A 25,118-nucleotide genomic window follows, 5' to 3' on the forward strand; every position below is an offset into this window, starting at 1 on the left:
TTGAAGACACTTCCTCCTTTTCTTTTACCAGTTTTGTCCTCAAGACCCCCTATTGAAGACACTTCCTTTTATTCTTTTACCAGTTTGTCCTCAAGGCCCCTTATTGAGGACATTCACCTAAATTTAGCCGAAAAAAAATGCACAAGAGACAATTTAAATCGCTTGTGCATTGCTATTCTTATTTTTCAACTACTTCCGCTAAAAATTGCTCAATCCTTTCAGCAGCCTCTGTTAATCGCTCAGGCGGCTGTACCATCGCAATACGGACATAGCCCTCCCCTAGTGCACCAAATGCATCACCCGGTATCACAGCCACACCTGCCCGGTCGATTAATTCAAAGGCAAATTGGCGCGATGTCCAGCCGGAAGGAATCTTTGCCCACACAAACATCGTTGCCGGAGACTTCTTGACCTTCCAGCCGCTTTTTTCAAGTCCAGAAATCAAAGCATCTCGACGAAGCTCATATTCTTTCACCTGCTCACGTAAATAAGCGAAGTCAGATGTTAATGCTTTTACGGCTGCCTTCTGAATTGGATAAAAAACTCCATAATCAATATTGGATTTAAAGGTCGCTAACAGTTGGATGGCTTGGGGATTCCCCACCACATAGCCAATCCGGCAGCCCGCCATATTAAACGTCTTTGAAAGAGAATTAAATTCAATTCCAACTTCCTTCGCCCCGGCAATAGACATAAAACTAATCTGAGGATGCTCATCAAAAATCAATTCAGAGTAGGCAAAGTCGTGCACCACTAAAATATTATGGGTTCTAGCAAATTCCACAACCTTTTCAAAAAAGACCTTATCCGCAAGAGCTGTTACTGGATTCCCAGGGTAACTAATTATCATCATTTTTGTTTTCTGTAAAACGTCTTGAGGTATATCATGTAAGTTTGGCAAAAACTTATTTTCAGCCTTCAGCGGCATCGGATAAATGATACCTCCAGCAATATTAACACTTGCCTCATAAATGGGATAACCAGGATCTGGTACTAAGACATAATCACCAGGGTTAATAATAGCGGTGGCTAAATGAGCCAATCCGTCCTGTGACCCCATCAACTGGAGCACTTCATTCGCCGGGTCTAAATCAACATGATATCGCTGCTTATAAAAATAACCAACGGCCTCATTAAATTCCTCAATCCCCTTTAATGTGTATCCATATTTACTTGTATCTTTTGCGGACTCCACTAATGCATCGACAACAAAGGACGGCGGTGCAAAGTCCGGACTTCCAACACTAAGGTCGATCACATCTTTCCCATTTTTAATTGCCTCCATTTTTCGATCAGCGATTTCTTGAAAAATACTAGCTGTCATCTTTTGGAGCTTTTCAGAACCAACGAGATTCATAGACATTCCCCTCTAATTTTTTATATTCATATAATTTTAACATATTTCTGATTATAGCAAGTTTTTAAAATTATGCTATAAAGTTCTATACCGTCTTGAATTTAATAACCTTTTTTACGAAGAAAAATCCGCCATTTAGCGGACTCGATTAACATACTATTGATCATTATCCTTCCACGCTTCAACAAGAACATGCCTAAACAACTCATTTAAAGTAGCTGTAAATTCCTGCTTTGGCGCCTCTATGTCCTTCGAATAATCCTCAAGATATTGGATTTCTTCTTCAATAAAATTTTGAATAATGCTGATGTTTAGTTGTTTTTGGTTATCACCACGATTTACCTTCCTCTCTATGAGAGTCAAAATTGCTCGCTTTATTTCTCCTTCGACAATTACATTCCCCAATAATGAATGAATATCATTGGGCGGAAATCGGTTTTGCTTTTCTATCCACATGCAAGCTAAGATGGGGCGGATCACATTTAAGTAACACTTACTGTTTATTGGTTCTGTTTGAAGACAAATGCGATAATTCGCTTTAGCCATATTTAAATAATGAAATAATGATGCTTTTGGTTGAAATACTTGATTTTCTAGTTGTTTCATCTTCTCAAGTAGTGAAAAAGCTTGAGAGTAAACGATGTTTGAATGAAGCCATTCCAACAAAGATGGATTTGACTTTCGGAAAAGCTGAAGGGCTTTCCGCAAATCCCAGCCACTTAGATCAAGTTGCTCATTAATCGGCTGTTCAATGACATCTTTTTTTTGATCGATGGATAAATACCAATCTTTTTTATGAACATAAATAAAACGGACATCGTAATCACTATCCTTTGAAGGGGTGCCCCATGCGCGGCTTCCAGCCTCAACGGCATAGCATATCTTTACTTCAAATTCCCGCTCAAGCCTTTTCAATTCCTTGATAATCCTGTCTTTCACCATACCCACTCCATACATCTTGCTTTTCCCGTACATGTTTATTTTTAACTACTTATGGAACTTTTATATTATTCATTAAAAAATGAAAAGGACCGTAAATGAGGTCCTTAATTGCTGCATTTCACTATTGATTAAAAGAAACAATTTTAAAAATATTACTAGAATATTTCAATACAGAGATACTAGAATTTTTGATTTCCATTTCCTTATCAAATTCATTAGAAAATTTACTTATAATATTTCTTATGATAACACCATGAGTGACAAGTAATATATTTTCATTATCACTTTGACCATTATTAATAATTTCATTTAATCCGTTATCAATCCGACCCCATATTTCCTTATAGTTTTCAGCATGATGAAAAGGATCTGATTCTTTAATAAAATTCATGACCTCTTCTAGATTATGTTTTTGAAACAATTTCTCTCTGTTGGAATAGCCTTGATCCTGAGCTACCTTTTGAAAAGCAACCTCCGAATATTCTCCCTCAAAGCTTCCAAAGAAACTCTCTCGAAAGGCTTTTCTCCTGTTAATGATAAGATCATGGTTGTAATGATTCTCTTGAAGAATTAATTCAGCAGTTTCGACTGTTCTTCCTGAATCACTGGTATAAATTCGGTCAAATTTTACAGACGCCAATCTTCTTCCCGTTTCACTAGCAATCGCCTTTCCTTCTTCTGTTAGCGGGCTGTCTGCCCAGCCCTGCATCTTTTTATAACGGTTTAAATACGTTTCCCCATGTCTTATGAGATACAAATTAAATGTTTTATCCATGAAATCCTCCAGCTTTACTTTTATTACCTTAACAAAATTAAGACTTTGGCATTGATTTTATCAGACATCCATATTATGTGTCACAATAAATCTTTTTTTGTAGACAGTTCTCCAAACAGAAAGAAGCCCTTATCCAATCATGGTAAGGGCCGTTTTATGGTTATTTGATTAAGATAGTAAATTGTATTAAGAAATCTTCTTTAGCTCTTCTGTTAATTTAAGGAATAACTCCTTATCCCCATCTTGTAATGTTTGGTCGATTTCCTTTCGGATTTTCTCCCTTTTGAATTCAAGCAGGGCATTATTTAGGAACATCTCAGCAATAACAGCATCTTGATTCTCATCCGATTGTTGTGGTGAATTAAGTAACTTCTTTTCCATGGAAATCAACTCCTTGAGCTTTTTTTCATTATACTAGGAGTTTTCTAAAAATTCAAACACTTTATTTCGATTTTTTAAAAAAATTTTTTTGGTTACTGGTGACATAATGGTGACAGGCACCAATGAAAGACACTGTCCACCTAAGGCGTACACTTGGTTAAGTCATTTAATGGATTTGGTTCTCAAATAGTACATTTCGTTTGTTGAATTTTGTGATGAGCTTTAGTAAGAAGACATTTGCGATTAGTAGTCCTGCCCCGATGAGGAATAGTAAAAATGGGCTTAAGAAAAACAAACCGCTCGCTTGGCTAATGACTAAACCTACTACTGGCAGTACCATCATTCCGCCAAATTGCTGAGCTTCTTGAAATGATTTTACTCTAGCTGATACTAGTACATTCAGGATGATATTAAAAATGACCAAGGCAGGGATTACCCATAACATTAATAAAAGCCAGGTTGAATTCAAAAATAATACTTCCTTAAAGTAGGGATAGGTAATCGCATTGACTATAATCGCGTTTAGTAAAAAGGCTGCATAAGAAATGAGCAGCGAAGGAATAAAAGCTGCTACAACCTTCCCCACAAATAGCTCTTTTATAGAAATTGGTGCAAATAATAAGGTTTCGAGGGTGTTCCTCTCCTTTTCTCCAGCGAAACTATTTGAAGCGGTTACCATTGAATTAATAATGGCGGCCATTAAGAAAAAAGGAATCGTCATAGAGTTTAAAAAGAAATAAACCGATTTGTACGCCAATGTGGGCAGAGCTGTGAGGGTGTTACGGATATGATTATTAGGAAAGCTTTTGATAAATTCATTAATTGGTTTTTCCAAGTCATTGGCATTCTCACTATTGAAACCTGAATGAAGCCCAAAATACGAGAACAACGCTGGCAAGGCTACACAGAGGATGGCAGGCAGGACGATCATTGGGATCCAAATCTTTTTGGATGAGAAGGTTGTTTTAATATCCTTTAGGGCAATGGCCTTAATGATTTGTTTATTCATGATCCCCACCTCTAATCTTAAAATATAGTGTTTCAAGCCCTCTGTTCGTAATCTCACTTGAATAGATCCAGGACTCATTAAGGATTTCTTGCAGAAGTGGGCTGATTTGCCCTTTGGTATCAAGGGTGAATTCCAGCTGTGTTGGACTAACTCTTATGTATGGATACCCCTTATAAAACTGGAGATTAGATGGCTGCAGTCCTGTCTCCACTAATAATTTTATCTCTGTTAAATATTTTTCCTCCAGTTCGCTCCTAGTCCCCTGTTCAATTAAGCGTCCTTCCTTTAGGAATAAAAAGGATTCACAGATTGTTTCCAGCTGATGAAGAACATGGGAGCAAATTAAAATGGTAACGCCCTCTTCCTCATTTATTCTCTTTAATAATTCGATGACGTCATTTATTCCCTCCGGATCTAGCCCATTTGTCGGCTCATCAAGGAACAACAGTTTTGGTTTATGGATAAGTGCTTTAGCTAAAGAAATTCTTTTTTTCATACCTGTCGAGAACGTGCCGACTAATTGGTCCTTTTTTTCATACATCTCAAATAGTTCTAATAGGTAACGGATTCGCTTGGGATCATAGGCATTATAAATCTTAGCAAAGAAAACAAGATTGTCCCACGCACTCATGTCATGGTAAAGAGCAGCACTCTCTGTGACAATCCCAGCCATATTTCTTATTTTGTCCCCTTGAATCTTGGGGTCATAATTTATGACGTTCATAGTCCCACTCGATGCATCAATGACTCCATTAAGCAAACGAATAAGTGTAGTCTTCCCGGCCCCATTGGGACCAAGCAAACCATTAATAGTCCCTTCCTCAATCGTAAACGAAACATCCTTTAAAATAGAATGGCCATTAAACTCCTTCTCCACATGAAATGCCTCAATAATATTCAACCTTCTCCCCCTTTTTTAATTGGTGTCAGGCACCACTAAAACACATTTATCTCTATCCAGTGGACACTATTTAAGGTCCTTGTTAATTTTATCTTAACAGATTTTGGTTGGGTTTTTATAGTCTTTCTTTAGGAACAGTCCCTATATATTCCTTTTATTTCCTTATTGGTTTGTGAGGGATTTTTTTCGATGGAGAGGGAAAATTAAGGGCAACTTTTTTTGTAGAGTAGGAGGAACATGGATGGAGCAAGCTGCTTTTACCGGATATCAGCCGGTAAATAATATTAAGGTTTATTATGAATTTTACCCTCACCAAACGTCTGATTACACGTTTGTTTTATTACATGGTTTTCTTTCATCCACCTTTACTTATCGGCATTTAATTTCATTATTGAGAAACGATTATCAAGTTTTATCAATAGACCTCCCCCCTTTTGGAAAAAGTGAGAAATGCCATCGCTATGTGTATTCCTATAAAAATCTTGCGGAAACGGTCATCAAACTTACTGAATCTTTAGGTCTTAAAAAAATGACTTTTATTGGACATTCAATGGGAGGACAAATTGTCCTTAACATCCTCCATATGATGCCAGAGATTGCAGACAAAGCAATTCTTCTTTGCAGTTCTGCCTATTTAAAGCGTTCTAAGTTCCCATTAATCATAACTAGTTACCTGCCATATTTTCATCGGTTTGTAAAATACTATTTCGCTCGAACAGGGGTACGAAAGAATCTTCAGGATGCCTTATATAATCATTCGATTATCAATGAAGAAATGATTAATGGCTATCTCCAGCCTTTTTTACAGGATGAAATTTTTATTGCACTAACAAGAATGATCCGTGACCGAGAAGGCGACCTACCAGGAGAGGTATTAAAAAAAATTAAAACACCATGTTTGTTAATTTGGGGCGACCATGATAAATCAATGCCACTAAAGGTAGGGGAACAGCTAAATAAGGATTTAATCAACTCTGAATTAATTGTTTTAAAGGAATCTGGGCATGCTCTCCCCGAGGAACGTCCATTTGAGGTATTCGAATATATAAAAAACTTCCTAGAAAGCTACCAAACAGCCGCAGAGTGAAGGATACTAATTTTTTCAAAAAGAAAAGGTGTATTCTCTAGGAATACACCTCATTTAAACCAACCTTTTTCTTTAGATTGGGTAATGGCTTCAATTCTATTCTTGACTTCTAGTTTATCTAATATAATCGAAATATAGTTGCGGACTGTTCCTGTTTTAATACTAAGCGTCTCCGCAATTTCTTTTGTATTTTTCCCATCTGCCACAAGTTCAAGGACTTCTTTTTCCCTATCCGTTAATGGATTTTCTTCCCCGTAGACATCATCCATTAATTCAGGTGCATAGATTCGACGTCCTGCCACCACATTTCGAATCGAATTGGCAAGCTCCTCACTCGGACTATCCTTTAACAAATATCCGCTTACACCAGCTTTTAAAGCTCGCTGAAAGTAGCCAGTGCGTGCAAAAGTGGTTAAAATAATGACCTTACACCCGAGGCCTTTTAGTTCTTCCGCAGCTTCTAGACCACTTTTTCCTGGCATTTCAATGTCTGTGATGCAGACATCTGGTTGAAGTTTTTTTACCAACTCAACAGCTTCTTCACCATTTGAGGCTTTACCAACCACCTCCATATCATCTTCCAAATTCAGCAGGGAACCAAATGCACCTAAAAGCATTTGTTGGTCTTCAGCAATCACAATTTTAATCATTTCGCTCCTCCTATTCCATGGGCTTAACATCATTAGGTACTGTAACAATTAAAGTAGTTCCATCATGTGTTAAAAGCTCTAAACTGCCATTGATGAATTCAAGCCGTTCCTTCATTCCAATTAAGCCATGACCCTCGGTCAGTTTATCTGTCCCCCCCTTAAAAACACCGTCATCATGAATGGTCAGCACCGTTTCTTTCAACTTATGCTCAATCGAAATGGTACAGGTATTGGCCTCACTATGTTTAACCACATTATTAACGGCCTCCTTTAGACACATGCTTAAGATATTTTCGGTTAAAAGTGAAACATTCTGAAGCACAAACTCACCTTTACATTCAAAATGAATTTCAGCAGCCTTAATCATTTGTTTCACCCGTAATATTTCATCCTTCAGTCGAATCCCCCGCATGGAAGAAACTAATTTTCTCACTTCACTTAAAGCAGTCCGGGCCGTTTGCTGCACATCTTTTAGCTCTTCCCGCGCCTGCTCAGGTTCCTTTAAAATTAATTTACGTGCCAGATCGGTTTTTAATCCAATCAGAGAAAGCTTTTGCCCAAGTGTATCATGCAGGTCTCTAGCAATTCGGTTACGTTCTTCCAATTTAACAAGTTCCGAAATACGTTTATTGGCATCCTCCAGTTTTTCTTCCAGCTGTCCACGCTCTTTCCTGTTATGAATACTAAACGGCAGGAGAATAACACTTATCCAAATGATAATCACAAATGGAAGCTGTTGGAGAAATAATTTTTCCTGCATGACAATGTTGTAGTTGATCGAAGCAGAAGTACTGATTAAGTGAATAAAATATAAAGTTAAAAAAGCAATTCGGTCCTTAATATTCCCTATAAAATAAGCTAGAAAGAACGCAAAATAAACATAACTATAAAGACTAGATGCCGTAATGGAAATCCCAATTAAAATCAAGGTCCATAAATAAACCGGCCAGCCTTTAGAAATAAAGGCAATTCGATAAAGAATAAAGAACACTACAGTCAATAATATACCCAGTACAATTCCAATAGTAGAGGCATACTGGAATATAAAGTAAAAAGGCAGTATGCAAAGTATGGTCCATATATACGGTGCGATGCCATTATTTTTTTGGAAAGTAAAATACTTTTTAATCATAAACGCCCTCATTTTCTATATTTCCTGTCTCAAAAGATCTTCTTATACACCATTCTAGCTGATATCCTTCTTTCTTAAAACTAATTCCACCTAGAGCACTGAATTTTCATCATATATGTAAATTACATATACTGGTAATAAAAAATCCCAGGACTCAATATAATTCAGTATTCAGAATATTTTCGAATATTTACACCTTACAAATCTAGTCAACATATGTTTATAAAAACAATAGGAGGAATCTAATTGGGAGAATTTATGAATGGCAGCTCATGTATTCCTTATTTGCGATTTGGTGAGGGTGAACCATTAGTTTTTATTCATGGACTTGGGGAAGTGAAAGAGGGCTGGGCCAATCAGTTTGAGTTTGCCGATCAGTACGATTTAATCATACCTGATTTACGTGGTCATGGAGAGTATCAAAGACCTGGAGAAATTTCAATTAAACACTTTGCTGAGGATGTTATCAGTCTGTTAAAAGGACTTAGAATTGAGAGCGCACACATTTGCGGCTTGTCGATGGGTGGCATGGTTGCTCAAGAAATTTACCGTCAGGCTCCCGAAATGTGCCGTTCATTAATGCTGGTCAGTACCTATCATTATGCACCAGAAACACTTGGAAGGCTCTTCTTAAAATATCAGAAAGCACACATGGAAAATAAATCCACCGATATTTTAAGAGAAACTGCAGCAAAGATATGCCTTTATTCTTGGAATAGGGATAATCTTGAAAAATTTTATCAATATTATAAACCTAACCGAGAGTACTATTTTAAGGCGATGGAAGCTTGCCTGAAAGTGAATAATTTAACATTACTTCCTAAGATTAAGGTCCCCACATTGATTATTGGCGGTCAATATGATTCCGTCATTCCTGCCTGGGTCCAGCTATTAATGCATAAACAAATCCCTCATTCCGAATTTGTCATCTTCAGAAACACGGGCCACATCGCTAAACTCGAAGCGAAGGATAGCTTTAATCGGGTCCTACGAAACTTTTTAAACAAGCATAAAAGGGCAGGTTAAAGGAGGGAATAAACCTCCTTCCCTCTTGCCTATACATATATATTTACTTGTACCTGATATTATTACAAATTTTAAAGCGGATTTGAACGACTAGAAGCCCATTGATGGACAATTTTGGCAAATTGGCCCGTTAGTACTAAACTTACATGACCTGCTTCAACTGTAATATAAGTTTTATCCTTGCTAGAGACTAAATCCATTATCGGTTTACTTTGATCTTCGAGAATTAAATTATCTCGTGAACCAGAAACCACAAACAAATTAGACTTTATATTTTTTAAATCTGCTCTTTTATTGCCGACCATCATTTCCCCCTTAACAAGCTTGTTCTCTTTAAAGAGGTCATGTGCCAATTGTCGGTATGCTTCTCCTGCTAAGGGAACGTGGTCTTGAGTCCATTTATTCATCCGCCGCCATTTTTCAACATACTGTGGATCATGTGCTTGATGTAAGAGCTTGGTGTAATTTGTAAAATTGATTGGCGAACCGATTGCTTGAAACATGCCTTCCACTAATTTTGGAGGTATTATTCCATAAGTATCGATAAACCGCTCAAAATTAATATCTCCTTCTCTAAAACCCTCAGCCCACTTTTCCGGCCCACAAAATGGTTCAAAATCAATTGGTACAGTTGCTACAATTAAATTTTTAATTGGCTCTTCCGCAATGGATGCATAGATGGAGGCAATCGTGCCCCCTAAACAATAGCCGATAAGGGTTATTTCCTCAGCATCTGAGTGGCGAAGTGCCCGTTTTACCGCTATACGTAGGTATTTCTCTATATACGTATCAATCCCTAAATGTTTATCTTCATAACCAGGTGAACCCCAGTCTAACAAATACACTTCGTAGCCCATATTAGTAAGTCCTTCAATCACACTTGTTTTAGGGCCAATATCTAAAATGTATGGTTTATTAAATAAAGAGTAGACAAAAAATAATGGAATTTCATATTTTTTCTCTTTAGCTGGATAATGCCAAAGTACAGATTTATTCTTTCTCCAAATTTCGTTTTTAGGAGTTTGACTAATTTTGGGGTCAGGCTCACTTAAAATCATAAACAGATTAACCCAGCGCTCCATTTCTTTGTCATAATCCAATGTGGGTAAGAATTCTTTTAAAGCTGAATCATCTGCCAATGGCATGTTCCCTTCTTTCTATTCTCCTGAAACTGTGTTCGTTAATACAGGTTCTTCGGCCTTTTTGTCGTTAATAAGTTCTTTTAAGGTTTGAAATTCTTGTTTAAAATCATTTAATTTTAATAATTCAAATTTCAATTCTTGCAGCTCAGCATGTAAACTTTTTGTTTCCACTATTTCTTTTTTGGTCTTCACTAACTCCGTTTTTAATTGCTTCGTGAGTTTAATGATTTCCTTGGATACTTCAACAACCGTTTCAATTTCTTTATTTTGTGAATTTACAGATTCCTGCAATTCGCAAATTTGCTCCTCCAAAGCCTTCATTTTCGTTTCAGCTTGAAGGGTTATGTTAGCCACATTTGTCACATCATTTTTCGTTGGCAGATTCAAAACACTTGCTAATGCTTCCTGATTCTTTTTTAAAGATTCAAGATAACTCGAATGCAGATTAGTCCCATTATGTGACATTTTTATGAATTCCTTGTTATTTTTTAATAGATTGATAAAATCGTTGATTTGCTTTTCCCACAATAAACTAAATTTATGAAGAGTCTCATATGGTTCAAAAGAATTATTGTCAGACATCTGCTTTCACCTCATCTAATTTGTTTACTCTATTACCATTTCAAGTAATTTTGAAAAGGTAAAATCGCTGATTTAACCTGTTTCGCAAAGCCATCAACGAATAATTTTTGATTTTCATATAAAACATTCGTTGTTTTTTTCACACTATCGATATATTGTTCGCGGCCTTTTTTACTCATAGAAATATATTGTTCAATTGTTTCTAATGATTTATCGAATGCTTGAATCTGTCCAGTTGTTAGGGTTTGAACAGGTGTAACGAAAGCCTGTGCCGAATTATTCTGGATATCCTCCAGTACTTGATTGATCTCTTCATAGGACTTTAAAGGAAAGAAATTCTGCCATGCTGTAGTACTCATTAAGAGTTCTTCTCGTGTTGACTTTTCCCATTCCTTTAGTTCCGAACCGAATTGGGTCGCTAATGAAATCATGTTTTCTTGATTTTGTTTTGCTTTTTCAACATAATCCTGTACTGTCTCTAGGTAAAGCTCATCTAGTTCGTTAAAGCGCTCTGCCCATGTATCTAATTGGTCTAATCCTAACTTCCAAAATAGGTCAAGGCTTGAGAGTTCCTGTTCTATCTCCTCATTTCCTTGTTTTTCTAATACTTTTTCATTATTTTTTGCCATTTTTGAATTCCTCCTTATCAATCTCCATTTCAAATAGTTGCTTTAACTCCTGAAGGTCCTCTTCTAATGTCTTAATAGTAGACTTTCGTCTATCTTGCATCTCACTCTTTAGGTAGGTAGACCATTCCTGAAGTAATTGCCGTAACACTACCAGCTTTTTTTGATTGGCTTTTTGCAGTTTAAGTGTCTGGTAAATGGATTCATCTAAAGAATCAATCCCCTCTACCACATCTATGATTCTATTAGAAAGGTCAGCAAAATCATCCTTAGTGGCAAGTCCCATACGATTTAACCATCTAGTCGTCAATCGCTTATAGATTCTTAATTCCCTCAGATGTGAATCTAGTGCCTTTCCAACTGCCACTGTAAAGGCCCGGGAATTGGTGCTAGCATGAATTCTTTTATTTATTTCTTCTTCGAGTTGTTTATAAAATTGATTCACGTCTTGCTGTTTAGAATTCATGTTTAACCTCTTATATTCCTGCCCATTAAAGATTTTCTCTTCCAAATTGTATTATTTCTTCATCTGTTACCAAAAATCCTCCTTTTAACATTACAAAACCGTTTACAATTTCACCACGGTAAATTCAGGAAATTTCTCTGGTCTCATTAACCCTCAAAATCTCCCTGACCTAAAAATGGAAAATATCAGCAGTAACGACATCAATGTCCCCAAGCCAAAACCGATTTCTACTAAAGGTACCTTTGTCAAAAGGACGGAGGTTTGTCCTGCTAGGGAGGCCCCAATAATCACACCAACCATAACAATACTAAATGAGAGTAAAACAATACTAAACGAAAACCGATTACTAATTTGGTTTAATTTTTAAAAAAAATCATCTAACTCAGGTGTTGAAATTTCGACCCTCATTTTTCCCTTTTTCATAATCGATGTAAAATCCTTCACCGTTTTGGGGAATTCATTCATAATTTCACTGTACTCGAATAAGTGGTTCCAAACCTTTTCTGCTACATTTTTAGGTTTGAGGCGATCCTTTACGATTTGTTTCCCAAATGGTTCAGCCACTTTAATAATACTTAAATCTGGGTCAAGCTTTTCCACAATCCCTTCAATCGTAAGCAGAGTCTTCCCTAATATCGTTAAATCTGTTGGAATTTGAATTCGATGCCGATACGCGACTGAAAATAGCTCATTCACTGCCTGCCCCGCCTTCATTTCACTAAATGAGATACTGATATACTTGTCACGTAGTTGATCTACATCCGCCTTTAACTTGACCAAATTGACATCTTCCGGAACTAATCCCATATTCGTAATCGTTCTAACCACTTCATCCGTATTTTGATTCATCAACGCTATCATAAAGGAGGCGATGTGTGACTTCATTTGGTTCGTTAAACGACCTACAATTCCAAAATCTAAAAAGGCAATGACATCACCGGGTAATGCCAGAATATTTCCTGGATGTGGGTCCCCATGAAAAAAACCATCCAATAAAATCTGCTGAAAAACAGTATGAACGACTCGTTCGGCAAGAACTTTTTTATCATAGCCGTCCCGTTCTAATTTTTCTGTTTCATTTAATTTAATGCCCTCGATATATTCCATCGTTAGTACTTTTGATGTGGTATAATCCCAATTAATTTTTGGAATCCTTACTTTTGGATTATCCTTGAATTGTCTCGCAATCCTTTCGGTGTTACGTCCCTCATTTTCGTAGTCTAGTTCTTGACGGATTGACTGGGCTAGTTCGGTAACAATTTCACGGATTTGGTATCTTACAGCCCATTCTAACCGTGATTCCGCTAATCTTGCCAGATCCTGCAAAATCTCTAAATCCGTCTCAATCATATGTTGGATATTGGGACGTTGTACCTTGACGGCAACCCGTTCTCCTGATAAAAGAGATGCATAATGCACCTGTCCAATGGAGGCGGCTGCTAAAGGGAATTCACTAAATTCCGCAAAGGACTCTTCGATTGGCTGTTCAAATTCCTGTTCAATTATCTTCTTTACCTCTGCAAACGGAAAATGGGGCACTTGATCTTGAAGCTTTTCCAATTCTTGAATAATTTCGCTTGGAATCACATCAGGCCTTGTACTGACAATCTGCCCAATCTTAATAAAAGTTGGTCCTAATTCTTCTAAAAATAGTCTTAATCTTTCACCTGTCGTTTTACTTGTAATGGTCATATTTCCTTCGGTAAACAGCTTTTTAGGAACAGATAATAAATCTATCAGCCCTAATTCATTCATAACATATCCAAATCCGTATCGAGTAAAAGCATAGACGATATCCCTGTAGCGTTGAATATGACGGATTCTCTTTTTGAGCATATTCTTCACTCCTCTTGCTATTTTTGATTCACTAAAATAACGGTCTCATTTTTGTCTATCCTTTTCAAGCATAAATACTAGATTTCGCTAATTGTTCAATTAATTCATCTAAAAAGAAAGACGAAAGCGCTAGACTATCAATCGATAGACTTCAAGCGCTTTCGCCTTTTTCTTTACGGAATAATATTTCCCGCTGCTTTATAAATTTGATACCATTCTTCTCTTGTCAGTCTAATATCAGAACCTTGACAAGCATCTTTCAGGCGCTCAACTTTTGTCGTTCCGAGCACAACCTGAATGTTTGCCGGGTGGCGTGTAATCCAAGCGGTGGCAATCGCCGTATTGGTCACACCATATTTTTCAGCAATATTGTCCACTACCTCGTTTAACTTCGGATAGGTTTCTACATCACCTAAGAAGGATCCACCAAAAAATCCATGCTGATATGGGGACCAGGCTTGGATGGTAATATCGTTTAAGCGGCTATATTCCAAAACACTCATGTCTCGGTTAATTGATTGGTCAACCTTCATATTCAGGGTAATTCCTGAATCAATCATTGGTGTATGCGCAATGCTAAACTGCAGTTGATTCACTACTAACTTTTGCGGTATGTATTTTTGGAGCAATTCAATCTGAGCAGGATTGTGATTAGATACACCAAAATATTTTACCTTTCCGCTGTTGTGAAGTTCTTCAAATGCCTCTGCCACCTCAGCAGGTTCCATTAATGGATCAGGACGATGAAGCAGAAGAATATCAAGATACTCAGTATTCAATCGTTTTAAAATTCCGTCCACTGACTCCACAATATGCTCTTTTGAAAAATCAAAGTAACCATTACGGATACCGCATTTACTCTGCAAAATCATTTTTTCACGGATAGAAGAATTCATTTGAATCGCTTCTGAAAAAAGTTCCTCTGATTTCCCTTTCCCATAGATATCAGCATGGTCAAAGAAATTAATTCCTTCTTCCATCGCGGAACGTATTAAGTTCTCTGCTTCAGCTACCGAAAGCTGCGGTAATCGCATATTCCCCATGATGATATTTGATACTTGAAGATCAGTATTTGCTATGTTTATGTATTTCAATTAATAATCCTCCCTTCTAATTCGTTTCTATTATACCTCACATTGAAAGCGGATACCATGATTCTATCTTCATATAATATATCATTTCTCTTTGACTGCCTGTTCTCTAAACTCCTTCGGTGTTAGCTCATACTTCCCTTTAAAAATTCGATAGAAATAGCTGATATTATCATAGCCTACCTCCTCAACAATAGAGGAAATCGGCATTTCCGTACTCTCTAATAATTCCTTTGCTTTGACAAGCCTTCTTTCCTGAAGAAGTTCCTTGAACGTATGCGACGTAGCTTTTTTGATTGTTTTACTTAATCCATAATGTGATTGCTTCAATTTTTCGGCTAATTCATATAATGATGCATGTTTGTAATTTTCTTCAATGTATTGTAGGGATTCAACTACTAGATAGTGGTTGATAGAAGCTTCCTCCTTCCGCTCCACTAAATCCGTACTCTTAATTAACTCAATCATCAAGAGACCCATATATAACTTGATCGTCGATTCTGAAAAAGTTGAAGGATGCATGATCTCATAGATGATTTTTCCAATCATATCTTGAATAGGCTCCACTTCAGCTACTTTAAAATAAAGAAATTGTCCATTTTGCGTATTGTTATATAAGCCGCTAATTAAAAAATCACTAACAATATTGCCCGAATTTAAGAACGAAAAAATAAAATCAAAAAAAGCAGGCCGTATGATAAAATTGATAACAATATCTTCTTTGGCACAGGCTTTAATTTCATGTTCTATATGTTGATTTAGTAATAACAGTTCACCTTTTTTTAGGGTTATCGGCCTGCCGCCTGCCGTTTGCTTTAATTCCCCATTATATACATAATTAATTTCGATGTAGTCATGTTTATGTAAAGGAAAATCCACAAAGCGTGTATGCTTTCTGACCATAATCATTTTATCTTTACTAAGAAATTTTTCACTTTCAATGATGAAATTTGTCTTACTTGTGTAGAGTTCTTTGCTGACATTCTTCCGCTGATCGAGTATGTTTTTTTCTTCTTCTGTTACTTGAAGGAGTTCACTAAGAAGATCTTGGTTCATATACTCACCTATTTCTTGGAGTATTTTACACATTGTTTAGTCAAATCATATCATATTCTCGTTAAAAAATAGGCATTCCAACTTTATATCCAGGAGGGTACAAAAAACCTGGACTCAATAAAGAATCCAGGTGATATTTTAGACAGCTTTCCCTTTAATGGCTTTTGTTGTGCCAAAGCGTTCTTCTTCAATTTGTTTCAATGTTTTTCCATTTGTATTTGGAGCAAGAAGAATACCGATTACACAATGAATCGCCAAGAATACAAGCATAACAATTCCAGCGGTTTTAAATCCTAATTTATCCATTACAGTTGGTAGGATAAAGGACCAGATTGCAATCCCAAGTCGTACCAGGAAGTACATAATTCCTTGTGCACCTGCACGATATTTTGTCGGGAACAATTCGCTTGCCCACAAACCGTAGAATGCTTGGGCACCGAAACCGGCAGCGCTTCCCCAAAGGAGTACGAAAGCAAAGAGTGAGAACCAGTTCATGCCGGTAAAGGTTAGAATTAACCATGCCGCGATTCCCATTACTGCTCCTATGCCAAACAAGGTACGTCTACTATATTTATCTCCAAATTTCATGAATACAAAATAAGTGGTTGCAACCGTTAAACTCCAAAGAAGAACTTGAAGTAAGTTTGCTTGTGTTCCAGTTAAACCGCCAACATTTTGATAGATATATGGCATGAAATAACCCATAGCCCCTGCAGTTAAATTCCAGAACAAGTAAATACCAATTAAAAGAAATAAGGCTTCACGATTTGGTTTAAGACGAAGTAATTCTTTTAATACACCTTTATTATTTTTATTTTTATTGCCTTCTTTCGCTTCTCGTGCCTTTCCTTCTTTCCAGATAGCTGATTCCGATAATCCCTGGCGGATGTACCATGTAATAAAAGCAATAATCAATAAGTGAATGAAGATAATTCGGCTTCCTAATAAACCAAGCGGTGCTAGGAGAACAGCGAGTAAAAAGGTAATCGCAGGACCAGTGGACCATGCTAACTGGGCTGTTCCAACATGCGCAGCCCTCTTGTCGGCTGGCGCTTCTTCTGCGATATATGTCCAAGATGCAGGCACACCAGCACCTACAGCAATCCCTGTAATAATGGTTCCAACTAATAACATAGGGAAGTTAACAGAAACAGCAATTAATAAGACACCCAGCATATAAGCCAACAAGTCATATGTGTAAATAAATTTCCGACCATATTTGTCACATAAGTAACCGCCAAACAATGCTCCCACCGCTGCACCAAATGCATTCGCACTCAATGCACTTAAAAGTCCTACCGCCATATTATCTAAATGCAGATATGCCTGCCACATCGTTAAACTACTTGCTGCCGCGATAATCGAACCAGCTTCAATATAGTTTGCCATTGCAACAGAGATGGTCGCTTTCCAACCGGTCGTTTTTTTAGCACCAATCTTTGCCATTGTAATACCTCCTAATAATTTATTACACCCATTAAGGGCAAACGTTTTCATTTTTAAATCGAATGTTCAACGATTATGCTAAATAAAAGACTTCCTCTAAGTTTATCGAAACCGGACTATTATCAGCATTCGTATCCATTAATGGCTCCATATATGCCCACCATTTTTTACAGATGTCAGTTTGTGACATCTGTTCCCATTTCTCTTCATTCTCAATTTCTAAATAAGCAAACAGTCTGCCAGTCTCTTTATCTAGAAAAATAGAATAATTGTGTGCACCATGTGCCTTTAATTCTGCCGCCATTTCTGGCCATAATTCATCGTGGCGGCGCTTATATCCATCATAACTATCACGGTTGACAAACATGATACTCGCTTTTCTGATCATATTGCTTTTCCTTTCTTGAATTTATTTTCTCTTTATATTTAAACTATACCGTGATAAAACGCTTACTAGTAGGAGACAAAATTCAGTTAGGGGTGAAATTATTCAGAATGTTGAAAGGGATTACAAAAAAAAAGAGACTAGGAAAGGGTTCCTGTCTCTTACAAACTATCATCTATTTAGTTAATGTTTTAGCAAAATGGTCCCTGAATTGAGAAGGCGTTTGTCCGATCCATTGTTTAAATAAGCGGCTGAAATACTTTGTATCTTGATATCCAACCGAAAGGGATATATCATAGATTTTCAAATCTGTATTCTCTAATAATTCCTTTGCTTTTTCAAGTCTAGCACTTGTTACATAATCTAAAATCGTTTCCCCAGTTTGATTTTTAAAGTAGTCACAAAAGTAATTGGGGTTCATATAAACCTGCTGTGCAATTTTCTTGATTGAAATATTGTCTCCCAAATTATCTTTTATCCACTCTTTCGCAACCTGAATAGGATTTTGTTGCTCCTTTTTCAATCTCGTCATTTTCTCCATTACATGTAATATCCATATCTTCACCTGATCCTTCAACTGGATGAAGTTTGCTGCATGTTTTGTAAAACTTAACGCATTAGTAAGCAACTCCGGGTCTTCACTATAACCATCATTTTCAATCCAATAATTTGCAATTCCAATTAATAAATAATGAACAGCTTCATTAATCATGATCGGTGATGATAGGGTTTCTACTTCTCGAAAAAATCCTTGTAATGCCTGAAGCAGTTCAGCCTTTTTTCCTTGTGCAAAAGAGGTAATGACTTGTTCTGTGTACTTCAGGATGGATGACGAAATTCCCTTTGATTTTTGAATTTTAATGTCATGAAATGACTCAGCCTGAAATACTCGATTTCCTCCCTGTATCATTCGAAACTGAAGAAGGGTGAGCAATTCATTTTTCATATTACTAAATAAAGCCAGATCATTAAATTTATGCCCTAACGCAACAGAAGCTGTAAATGGTGTTAATTTCTGAATAGATACTCCTATATGTTGGGCAAACTGCCCTGTTTTCAATGAGATTTCATCCTTATCATATTTATCTTCAAAGTGCAATAATAACCAATAACTGAACTTACTGCCCCGCCACCACCAGCAATCGATCTGTTGATCTCGGATGTCAGCTTCCACTAATTCTTCTAATAAATGTTCAATTTTTTGCGACCAGTTATTCCAGTCTTCTGGCAAGTATTCTTTTGTTTTTGAATAAATTTGATCAACACTCATGTGTATTAATTGATAACATCCGTTTGGGAACTCCCGGGTCCAGTCGAGATACAAAATATCCTTTTCTTCATTCCATGTCATTTCACTTAATCGTTGAAGCTGTTTTGTATACTCTAGTTGAGATGCCTTTTCTTGCATTGTAATCCATTCCTGTTTTTCCTCTTGTACCGTCTGAATCTTTTGTTTCACTTCATCCATTTGAACGTGAAATTGTTCCTTGTCAATTGGTTTTAAAATATAATTTACAGCTCCATCTCGCATGGCTGTTTGCAAATACTCAAAATCATCATATCCGCTTATAAAAATGGTTAGGAAGGAGAGATGTTCTTTAAGTTTTTTATTTAACGTCAACCCATCCATTTCAGGCATCTTAATATCAGAAATAAGCAGATCAAAAGAAATGGATTCATTTACAACGGCTTCATATACTTCCAATCCATCAGAAAATGTACCGGCTATTTCCCATTCTTCACCAAGGGAACGAACCATCCGTTCGATCCCTCTGCGGATTCTTCCTTCATCATCAACAATTATTGTTCTTATTTGGGTCATTTCCCATCACCATCGCCTTGTATCGTAAAATAGCTTGATACATCATTTTTTGAGATTGCTGGAATTTGTATCGTAATCCCTGTCCCATTTTCAATGGAACTAGATACTTTTAGTTCATATTGATTTCCAAACATCATCATGACTCGTGCATGAACATTTAATATTCCAAAACCAGAATCCCTTTTTCCCATTGGATCTGATTTTAACTTACAATTTAGTTCTTCAAGTTTCTCTTGATTGATCCCTGGACCATTATCACTAACTGTAAATAAAATATCCTTTTTCCCTGAGGTATTGAGAATTTCCTTAACATCAATGTTAATTGTTAATCCCTTTCTTTTCTCCAATCCATATTTTATCGAATTCTCTACTAGCGGCTGTAAGATAAATTTAGGAGTATAGTAGGAGCCTGAATCTAACTCAGTTTGGACCTTGTAAGTAAGTCTTTCTTCAAATCGGAATTTTTGGATTTTTAAATAGTCCTGTATGTGGTCCACTTCTTGAGAAATGGGGACTAGGCGCTCCTTGTTACTCAGTGAGTAACGAAGCATTCTCCCAAGAAGTGTGACCATTTCGATGACCGTTTCAGATTCACCATCTTCAACCGCCATATTGATCGTTTGAAGTGTATTGTACATAAAGTGCGGATTAATTTGGGATTGCAGCGCATATAATTCAGCATTCTTTTGTCTTATTTCAATCGAATAATTTTTTCGAATTAAATCCCTAATCTCAGTAAGCATAGAGTCAAAGCTTTGAGCAAGAACACCCACCTCATCTTTTGAATCAATGGGAATCGAAACACTCAAGTTGCCCTCTTTCACATCCTGCATTAAATTCCCCAGCTTTTTAATGGGCTTGGTTACAGTCCATGCCAGAAAAACCGATATTAAACTGGAAATGATAACAAGGATAAAAAAGGCTAAAACGGTTACATTCCGAACCATATCTGTCCCCATCGTTAGGTATCTTAATGGGATACTATGAACGATAATCCATTTATGACGGGTGGATTTATTCACACTAATAAGTGTTTTTTCTTTACCAGACCCCGTCTGAAAGCTTCCATTAAGAAGCGGATAGCTTTTTATTTCACTGAAAACAGAACCAATTTTTGAAGCATTCGTATGGTAAATCACCTGACCATCTTCGTTCATCACCCACATGGTCGCATTTTTTTCCTCTTCTAAATCTGCTAAAACATCTTTAATAAAAGATAATTTAACAGCTAAAAAAAGTGTACCAAGTGATTTTCGATTATCGAAATCGGTAACTTGTTTCATTAGTAATATATACGGAGGATCCCCATCAAACTTCACACTTGCTTGTTTAGGCAAGATAAGTGTCACTTTTTCTCCTAAATCATGTTCTTCACCATATGGAAGGGATAGATTTTCAAGATTGAATCCCTCATAGGGAATACGAGTGCTGACAAAGGATCGATTTTTGGAGAGCAGAAACGCTCCTAATATTTCTGAGCTATTATCAAGATAAGTGTTCGTTAAGAAACTTTCCACGACAAATTGGTCTTGATGTAATTTTGATTGATTTTTATAATTGCTATCTCTTAATACAGACATAACATCACTTGAGCTGTAAATTAATTCTGGCAGACGTTCTAATTCACTTAGACTATTTTCTATATTATTATTTGCTTGTTTTAGTAGTTTTGGAATATATTCTCCCACTTTTTCTTCAATTGATTTTGTATATTCATAATAGGCTAAAACGCCTAATAGACCCATGGGAATAACCGTTAATAAGATATACGTAATAATTAGTTTCGTTGATAGCCGGGAGTTTTTTAATTTTATATTCTCAAGAAGCTTAGAAATCATATTGATCAATATTCTCCCTTGTAAAATCAATTGGCAGTCCCATAATAACGGTGTCACCTTTTATTTTGATATTGCCAACCTTTCCGATATGCTTTCCATCCTTAATCTTATCACCCTTCAATAAATCGTTAGCTAGACTAACAGTTAAATAGCCAAGCTTTTTAGGGCTCCATAAGGTAATGATTTGCGACGAACCATCTTCCAAATGCGTCCGCATTAAATTAGGAGTCGAAAGCCCAGTAACCGTTACCTTCCCAGTCTTTCCCGCATCTAACACGGCTTGAGCTGCTGCGGGTGGTCCAACTGATGAACTTCCTAAAATCCCTTGCAAGTTAGGATAGTCTTTTAATAGTTTTTGAGCCCCCATATACGATTTTTGGGGATTATCATCCGTTTCGACTACTTTGACTAATTTCATTTCTGGATAAACTTCTTCTTGCTGCTTGATAATATAACTCATCCATGCAGATGAAGTGGCCGCAGCATGAGAACCTGTCATGATCGCATACTCGCCTTTTTCACCCATCTTGGAGGCTAAGTTATCCATTAGATGACGCCCAAGATTCTCTGGGTCAACCATATTAATAAATAATTCTCTATAATTGGCGTCTGTATCTGAATCCCAGGTGATTACTCTTATACCTTTTTCTCTCGCTTTTTGTAACACAGGACCTAATTTCTTTGGATCATTGGCCGAAACGGCGATGAGATCGACATCTCGCTGAATAAAATCCTCAATTATATTCCGCTGCTGCTGCCAATCGGCTATCGGTGGACCTTCAAAAAGCACATTTACATTGAGGTCCTTCCCAGCTTCAAGTGCTCCTTCTTCCACCGCGTTAAAATATGGAATTCCGCTTACCTTTGGAACAATAGCAATCGTAAAATCTTCCTTGCTTTTATTTTGGTTTTTCTGCTCCTTCTTTTGTTCACCATTATATATTATTTGATATTTTCCGTCATTTGCACCGCAACCGCTTACAAATATTGCAATTAACAAGCAAACAAAAATCTTTATGGAATGTTTTATGTTCAACACCTCACAATAAGCCACTTAAATATAAGAAGAGGCCAGCTATTAACTTGACCTCTTAACTATTATAACATATATTGAAATCGTTTTTATTATTTTAATAATTTATAAAACTTCTTGAAACATTTTGATAACTTCTTCTTTTGTAGGCTGGAAGGGATTACCTGGCGCACAAGCATCTTTTAAAGAGTTTACAGCAAGTTTTTCTAAATCTACTTCTCCTACACCTAGTTCTGCAAGCTTACTCGGAATACCCACTTCTTTTGAAAGGCTCTTAATGGCTTCAATTACTTCTTGCGCACATTGCTCATCTGTTTTTCCAGCGACTTCAATACCAGCAGCTTTTGCAATCGCACGGAATTTTCTAGGGTCACGTTTCGCATTTTCTCTTTCCACAATTGGAAGAAGCATGGCATTACAAACACCATGTGGCAGATCATAAACACCGCCGAGCTGGTGTGCCATCGCATGCACAAAACCTAGACCTGCATTATTAAAAGCAATTCCGCCCAAGAACATGACATAGGTCATTTGTTCACGAGCTTCAATATCGTGACCATTCTTAACGGCACGAGGGAGATAATTAAAGATAATTTCAACCGCTGCAAGTGCAGTCGCGTCGGTTACAGCATAAGCACCTGGCGTAACGATCGCTTCAATTGCATGTGTGAGAGCATCCATACCTGTCGCTGCTGTTAGCGCTGCTGGCTTATCAAGCATTAATTCAGGGTCGTTAACAGAAATCGTAACTAAACTATTTTTATCCACCATTACCATTTTCACTTCACGTTCTTTATCAGTGATCACATAGTTGATGGTAAATTCACTTGAAGTACCTGCAGTAGTATTGACGGCAATAATTGGCATTGATTTATATTTGGTTTTATTTACTCCTTCATAATCACGGATGTCTCCACCGTTTGTTACGTATAAGCCTACTGCTTTTGCCGTGTCTTGTGGGGAGCCTCCACCAACTGATACAAGACAATCACATTCATTTGTTTTAAATACATCTACACCCGTATAGACATTTTCAATCGTTGGATTTGGTTTTACTTCATCATAAACAATATATTCAAGATTAATAGAATCTAATTCAGCTAGGACTTTACCTGCAACCCCGCTTTGATGTAAAAATTTATCCGTAACGACCATGGCCTTTTTAAATCCAAGATCTTTTACTAGCGGTGCTAACTCCTTCAAACAGCCTCTTCCCATTAAATTTGTACTTGGCACATAATAAACACTCATTTTTATCTCTCCTTTATGCTCACTTTTTCACAAATTTATTTTTAAAATGAAGGGACCATGACGCCCCTTCATTTTATATCAAGTTCATGTTCTTATAAATTTAAGATGCCAGGTCTTGGAACTACATTGAAAGCATCTGCCAAGTCTTGAAGCTGCTGATCAGTAATGGTTTGTTTTTTGCCGCCTTGAGTACAAACAATAGTATAAACCTGTGCTGCTTTTTCAGCCGTTTCAATTAAACCAAATGTTTCGTCCATAGTCGCACCAGCTCCGAATATTCCATGATGCGGCCAAACCACAAGGCGTACATGTTCCATTCTTTCTGCTGTGGCTTCGCCAATTTCATTTGTTCCTGGAATGATCCAAGGGATAACGCCCACACCATCAGGGAAAACAACAATGCATTCAGTACACATCTCCCAAAGTGTTTTGGTAAAGTCTTCTTCTTTCAAACTATGTGTAAATGTCATCGCAATCAAATTGGTTGCGTGGCAGTGCATGATGACACGGTGGTTTTTATCTGCTGCTAATCGTTTCATATGATTCATAAGGTGGGTTGGAAGTTCACTTGTTGCTACTCCTCCATCTTCGAGACCCCAAAGAATTTCGTAACTTTTTCCATCCGCTGCAATTCGGATCACTCCCAGATTAGAAGCGGGATCCTCTTTTACATTTTTAAAGTACTTCCCAGAACCAGTTACGGCAAAATATCTTCCTGCAAGCCCTGATGCATCAAAATTCATTGGTACATTTCTTATTACATTATCGACATCAAGATAAGGTAAAACTTCGTATTCATTTAGTAAATAACTGATATTTCCTCCATTACGCTCATCCCAGCCTAATCGGTACAGGTTAGAAGTGGCTTCCATCATTTCTTGGATAAAGGGTGCTCTATATATTAAATTTCTCACATTCATACTCATGTTCAATCTCTCCCTTTTTAATAATGAATTTATGTTTGATTTCTTTAGTTATCTTCTTTATGTGTTTATAATAAACCCAAAACAAATATAAATCAACATAAACAAAGATATTAATTTTGTTTATTTTTGTTTAATTTACAGATTTGTCACAATTAACATTTGTTTACTTCTGATTAAATAAAAAAAACAGACCTTTTAGGTAACGGGTTCCGATATCTGTCACTTTTTATAAAAGTGCGTTTAAAAATGTCCTTATATTTGTTATCAATTTTGTCCTGCAAAATTCAGAGCTTCCAAAGTGCCACCTAATGTATACTGCATTTTATGGCCAAGGCGCTCTTATAAAACTGAATGTTGA

23 protein-coding genes and 1 pseudogene are annotated in these 25,118 nt (G+C 36.8%); 2 read left to right on the plus strand and 22 right to left on the minus strand.

The window, feature by feature from the left end; translation table 11 throughout:
* Window positions 1-178: 178 nt before the first annotated feature.
* From JOC76_RS23970 to JOC76_RS23995, 6 genes are all read right to left on the minus strand, one after another.
* Complete coding sequence (locus JOC76_RS23970; RefSeq protein WP_205181302.1) at window positions 179-1,357, minus strand: LL-diaminopimelate aminotransferase; 1,179 nt, start codon at window positions 1,355-1,357, stop codon at window positions 179-181.
* Between the two features lie 156 nt (window positions 1,358-1,513).
* Entirely contained in the window at window positions 1,514-2,296 is a 783-nt protein-coding gene (locus tag JOC76_RS23975; protein WP_205181303.1) for a nucleotidyltransferase domain-containing protein, read from the minus strand.
* 124 nt (window positions 2,297-2,420) lie between these two features.
* On the minus strand, window positions 2,421-3,074 hold the full coding sequence (locus tag JOC76_RS23980; RefSeq protein ID WP_205181304.1) for a histidine phosphatase family protein: 654 nt from the start codon (window positions 3,072-3,074) through the stop codon (window positions 2,421-2,423).
* 186 nt (window positions 3,075-3,260) lie between these two features.
* Window positions 3,261-3,455 (minus strand): IDEAL domain-containing protein, encoded by a 195-nt coding sequence (locus JOC76_RS23985; RefSeq protein WP_205181305.1) that lies wholly within the window; start codon window positions 3,453-3,455, stop codon window positions 3,261-3,263.
* 166 nt (window positions 3,456-3,621) lie between these two features.
* Window positions 3,622-4,464 carry an ABC transporter permease subunit gene (locus JOC76_RS23990; protein WP_205181306.1) on the minus strand — a complete coding sequence of 281 codons (843 nt, stop codon included), beginning with the start codon at window positions 4,462-4,464 and terminating at the stop codon, window positions 3,622-3,624.
* The gene (locus JOC76_RS23995) at window positions 4,457-5,365 is read right to left on the minus strand and encodes an ABC transporter ATP-binding protein (protein ID WP_205181307.1); all 909 of its coding nucleotides are present in this window, start codon (window positions 5,363-5,365) and stop codon (window positions 4,457-4,459) included. Before JOC76_RS23995 ends, JOC76_RS23990 begins: the two co-directional genes overlap by 8 nt.
* A 241-nt stretch (window positions 5,366-5,606) precedes the next feature.
* Here JOC76_RS23995 and JOC76_RS24000 point away from each other — a divergent pair, with 241 nt between their 5' ends.
* Window positions 5,607-6,452 (plus strand): alpha/beta fold hydrolase, encoded by an 846-nt coding sequence (locus tag JOC76_RS24000; protein ID WP_205181308.1) that lies wholly within the window; start codon window positions 5,607-5,609, stop codon window positions 6,450-6,452.
* Between the two features lie 50 nt (window positions 6,453-6,502).
* On the opposite strand, the gene JOC76_RS24005 is transcribed toward JOC76_RS24000, so the two are convergent.
* Together JOC76_RS24005 and JOC76_RS24010 are read right to left on the minus strand one after the other, a co-directional pair.
* A complete protein-coding gene (locus JOC76_RS24005; protein ID WP_205181309.1) occupies window positions 6,503-7,102 on the minus strand; it encodes a response regulator transcription factor in 600 nt (199 codons plus the stop codon).
* A 10-nt stretch (window positions 7,103-7,112) separates the two neighbouring features.
* Window positions 7,113-8,234 (minus strand): sensor histidine kinase, encoded by a 1,122-nt coding sequence (locus JOC76_RS24010; RefSeq protein WP_205181310.1) that lies wholly within the window; start codon window positions 8,232-8,234, stop codon window positions 7,113-7,115.
* Window positions 8,235-8,480: 246 nt separating this feature from the next.
* On the opposite strand from JOC76_RS24010, the gene JOC76_RS24015 reads away from it, so the two are divergent.
* Window positions 8,481-9,260, plus strand: coding sequence for an alpha/beta fold hydrolase (locus JOC76_RS24015; protein WP_239557938.1), 780 nt, complete (start codon window positions 8,481-8,483; stop codon window positions 9,258-9,260).
* Window positions 9,261-9,331: 71 nt separating this feature from the next.
* On the opposite strand, the gene JOC76_RS24020 is transcribed toward JOC76_RS24015, so the two are convergent.
* From JOC76_RS24020 to rhaD, 14 genes and pseudogenes are all read right to left on the minus strand, one after another.
* Window positions 9,332-10,399, minus strand: a complete 1,068-nt coding sequence (locus tag JOC76_RS24020; RefSeq protein ID WP_205181311.1) for an alpha/beta fold hydrolase — start codon at window positions 10,397-10,399, stop codon at window positions 9,332-9,334.
* Between the two features lie 18 nt (window positions 10,400-10,417).
* Window positions 10,418-10,984 (minus strand): polyhydroxyalkanoate biosynthesis repressor PhaR, encoded by a 567-nt coding sequence (locus tag JOC76_RS24025; RefSeq protein WP_205181312.1) that lies wholly within the window; start codon window positions 10,982-10,984, stop codon window positions 10,418-10,420.
* A 32-nt stretch (window positions 10,985-11,016) separates the two neighbouring features.
* Complete coding sequence (locus JOC76_RS24030) at window positions 11,017-11,613, minus strand: hypothetical protein (RefSeq protein ID WP_205181313.1); 597 nt, start codon at window positions 11,611-11,613, stop codon at window positions 11,017-11,019.
* Window positions 11,600-12,076, minus strand: coding sequence for a hypothetical protein (locus tag JOC76_RS24035; protein WP_205181314.1), 477 nt, complete (start codon window positions 12,074-12,076; stop codon window positions 11,600-11,602). The genes JOC76_RS24030 and JOC76_RS24035 overlap by 14 nt, the downstream gene beginning before the upstream one ends.
* A 153-nt stretch (window positions 12,077-12,229) precedes the next feature.
* Window positions 12,230-13,912: pseudogene (gene ubiB, locus JOC76_RS24040) on the minus strand (2-polyprenylphenol 6-hydroxylase).
* 173 nt (window positions 13,913-14,085) lie between these two features.
* Window positions 14,086-15,006: an aldo/keto reductase gene (locus JOC76_RS24045; RefSeq protein ID WP_205181315.1), complete on the minus strand. Its 921-nt coding sequence runs from the start codon at window positions 15,004-15,006 to the stop codon at window positions 14,086-14,088.
* An 81-nt stretch (window positions 15,007-15,087) separates the two neighbouring features.
* On the minus strand, window positions 15,088-16,059 hold the full coding sequence (locus tag JOC76_RS24050; protein WP_205181316.1) for an AraC family transcriptional regulator: 972 nt from the start codon (window positions 16,057-16,059) through the stop codon (window positions 15,088-15,090).
* Between the two features lie 138 nt (window positions 16,060-16,197).
* Complete coding sequence (locus JOC76_RS24055) at window positions 16,198-17,505, minus strand: MFS transporter (RefSeq protein WP_205181317.1); 1,308 nt, start codon at window positions 17,503-17,505, stop codon at window positions 16,198-16,200.
* Between the two features lie 73 nt (window positions 17,506-17,578).
* The gene (gene rhaM / locus JOC76_RS24060; protein WP_205181318.1) at window positions 17,579-17,893 is read right to left on the minus strand and encodes an L-rhamnose mutarotase; all 315 of its coding nucleotides are present in this window, start codon (window positions 17,891-17,893) and stop codon (window positions 17,579-17,581) included.
* A 172-nt stretch (window positions 17,894-18,065) separates the two neighbouring features.
* Window positions 18,066-19,712, minus strand: a complete 1,647-nt coding sequence (locus JOC76_RS24065) for a response regulator transcription factor (protein ID WP_205181319.1) — start codon at window positions 19,710-19,712, stop codon at window positions 18,066-18,068.
* Entirely contained in the window at window positions 19,709-21,607 is a 1,899-nt protein-coding gene (locus tag JOC76_RS24070) for a cache domain-containing sensor histidine kinase (protein ID WP_205181320.1), read from the minus strand. The genes JOC76_RS24065 and JOC76_RS24070 overlap by 4 nt, the downstream gene beginning before the upstream one ends.
* Complete coding sequence (locus JOC76_RS24075) at window positions 21,540-22,550, minus strand: autoinducer 2 ABC transporter substrate-binding protein (protein ID WP_239557939.1); 1,011 nt, start codon at window positions 22,548-22,550, stop codon at window positions 21,540-21,542. Before JOC76_RS24075 ends, JOC76_RS24070 begins: the two co-directional genes overlap by 68 nt.
* 138 nt (window positions 22,551-22,688) lie before the next feature.
* Complete coding sequence (locus tag JOC76_RS24080) at window positions 22,689-23,834, minus strand: iron-containing alcohol dehydrogenase (protein ID WP_239557940.1); 1,146 nt, start codon at window positions 23,832-23,834, stop codon at window positions 22,689-22,691.
* Between the two features lie 92 nt (window positions 23,835-23,926).
* Window positions 23,927-24,754, minus strand: a complete 828-nt coding sequence (gene rhaD, locus JOC76_RS24085; protein ID WP_205181356.1) for a rhamnulose-1-phosphate aldolase — start codon at window positions 24,752-24,754, stop codon at window positions 23,927-23,929.
* Window positions 24,755-25,118: the final 364 nt, after the last annotated feature.

The sequence above is a fragment of the Neobacillus cucumis genome (assembly GCF_016908975.1).
Lineage (GTDB): Bacteria > Bacillota > Bacilli > Bacillales > Cytobacillaceae > Neobacillus > Neobacillus cucumis.

What these genes read in the sequence shown, in the direction of transcription:
- JOC76_RS23970 (WP_205181302.1), bottom strand. Translation starts at nt 1,357, where the DNA reads ATGAATCTCGTTGGTTCTGAAAAGCTCCAAAAGATGACAGCTAGTATT.
- JOC76_RS23980 (WP_205181304.1), bottom strand. Translation starts at nt 3,074, where the DNA reads ATGGATAAAACATTTAATTTGTATCTCATAAGACATGGGGAAACGTAT.
- JOC76_RS23985 (WP_205181305.1), bottom strand. Translation starts at nt 3,455, where the DNA reads ATGGAAAAGAAGTTACTTAATTCACCACAACAATCGGATGAGAATCAA.
- JOC76_RS23990 (WP_205181306.1), bottom strand. Translation starts at nt 4,464, where the DNA reads ATGAATAAACAAATCATTAAGGCCATTGCCCTAAAGGATATTAAAACA.
- JOC76_RS24000 (WP_205181308.1), top strand. Translation starts at nt 5,607, where the DNA reads ATGGAGCAAGCTGCTTTTACCGGATATCAGCCGGTAAATAATATTAAG.
- JOC76_RS24005 (WP_205181309.1), bottom strand. Translation starts at nt 7,102, where the DNA reads ATGATTAAAATTGTGATTGCTGAAGACCAACAAATGCTTTTAGGTGCA.
- JOC76_RS24010 (WP_205181310.1), bottom strand. Translation starts at nt 8,234, where the DNA reads ATGATTAAAAAGTATTTTACTTTCCAAAAAAATAATGGCATCGCACCG.
- JOC76_RS24025 (WP_205181312.1), bottom strand. Translation starts at nt 10,984, where the DNA reads ATGTCTGACAATAATTCTTTTGAACCATATGAGACTCTTCATAAATTT.
- JOC76_RS24030 (WP_205181313.1), bottom strand. Translation starts at nt 11,613, where the DNA reads ATGGCAAAAAATAATGAAAAAGTATTAGAAAAACAAGGAAATGAGGAG.
- JOC76_RS24035 (WP_205181314.1), bottom strand. Translation starts at nt 12,076, where the DNA reads ATGAATTCTAAACAGCAAGACGTGAATCAATTTTATAAACAACTCGAA.
- JOC76_RS24050 (WP_205181316.1), bottom strand. Translation starts at nt 16,059, where the DNA reads ATGAACCAAGATCTTCTTAGTGAACTCCTTCAAGTAACAGAAGAAGAA.
- JOC76_RS24055 (WP_205181317.1), bottom strand. Translation starts at nt 17,505, where the DNA reads ATGGCAAAGATTGGTGCTAAAAAAACGACCGGTTGGAAAGCGACCATC.
- rhaM (WP_205181318.1), bottom strand. Translation starts at nt 17,893, where the DNA reads ATGATCAGAAAAGCGAGTATCATGTTTGTCAACCGTGATAGTTATGAT.
- JOC76_RS24065 (WP_205181319.1), bottom strand. Translation starts at nt 19,712, where the DNA reads ATGACCCAAATAAGAACAATAATTGTTGATGATGAAGGAAGAATCCGC.
- JOC76_RS24080 (WP_239557940.1), bottom strand. Translation starts at nt 23,834, where the DNA reads ATGAGTGTTTATTATGTGCCAAGTACAAATTTAATGGGAAGAGGCTGT.
- rhaD (WP_205181356.1), bottom strand. Translation starts at nt 24,754, where the DNA reads ATGAATGTGAGAAATTTAATATATAGAGCACCCTTTATCCAAGAAATG.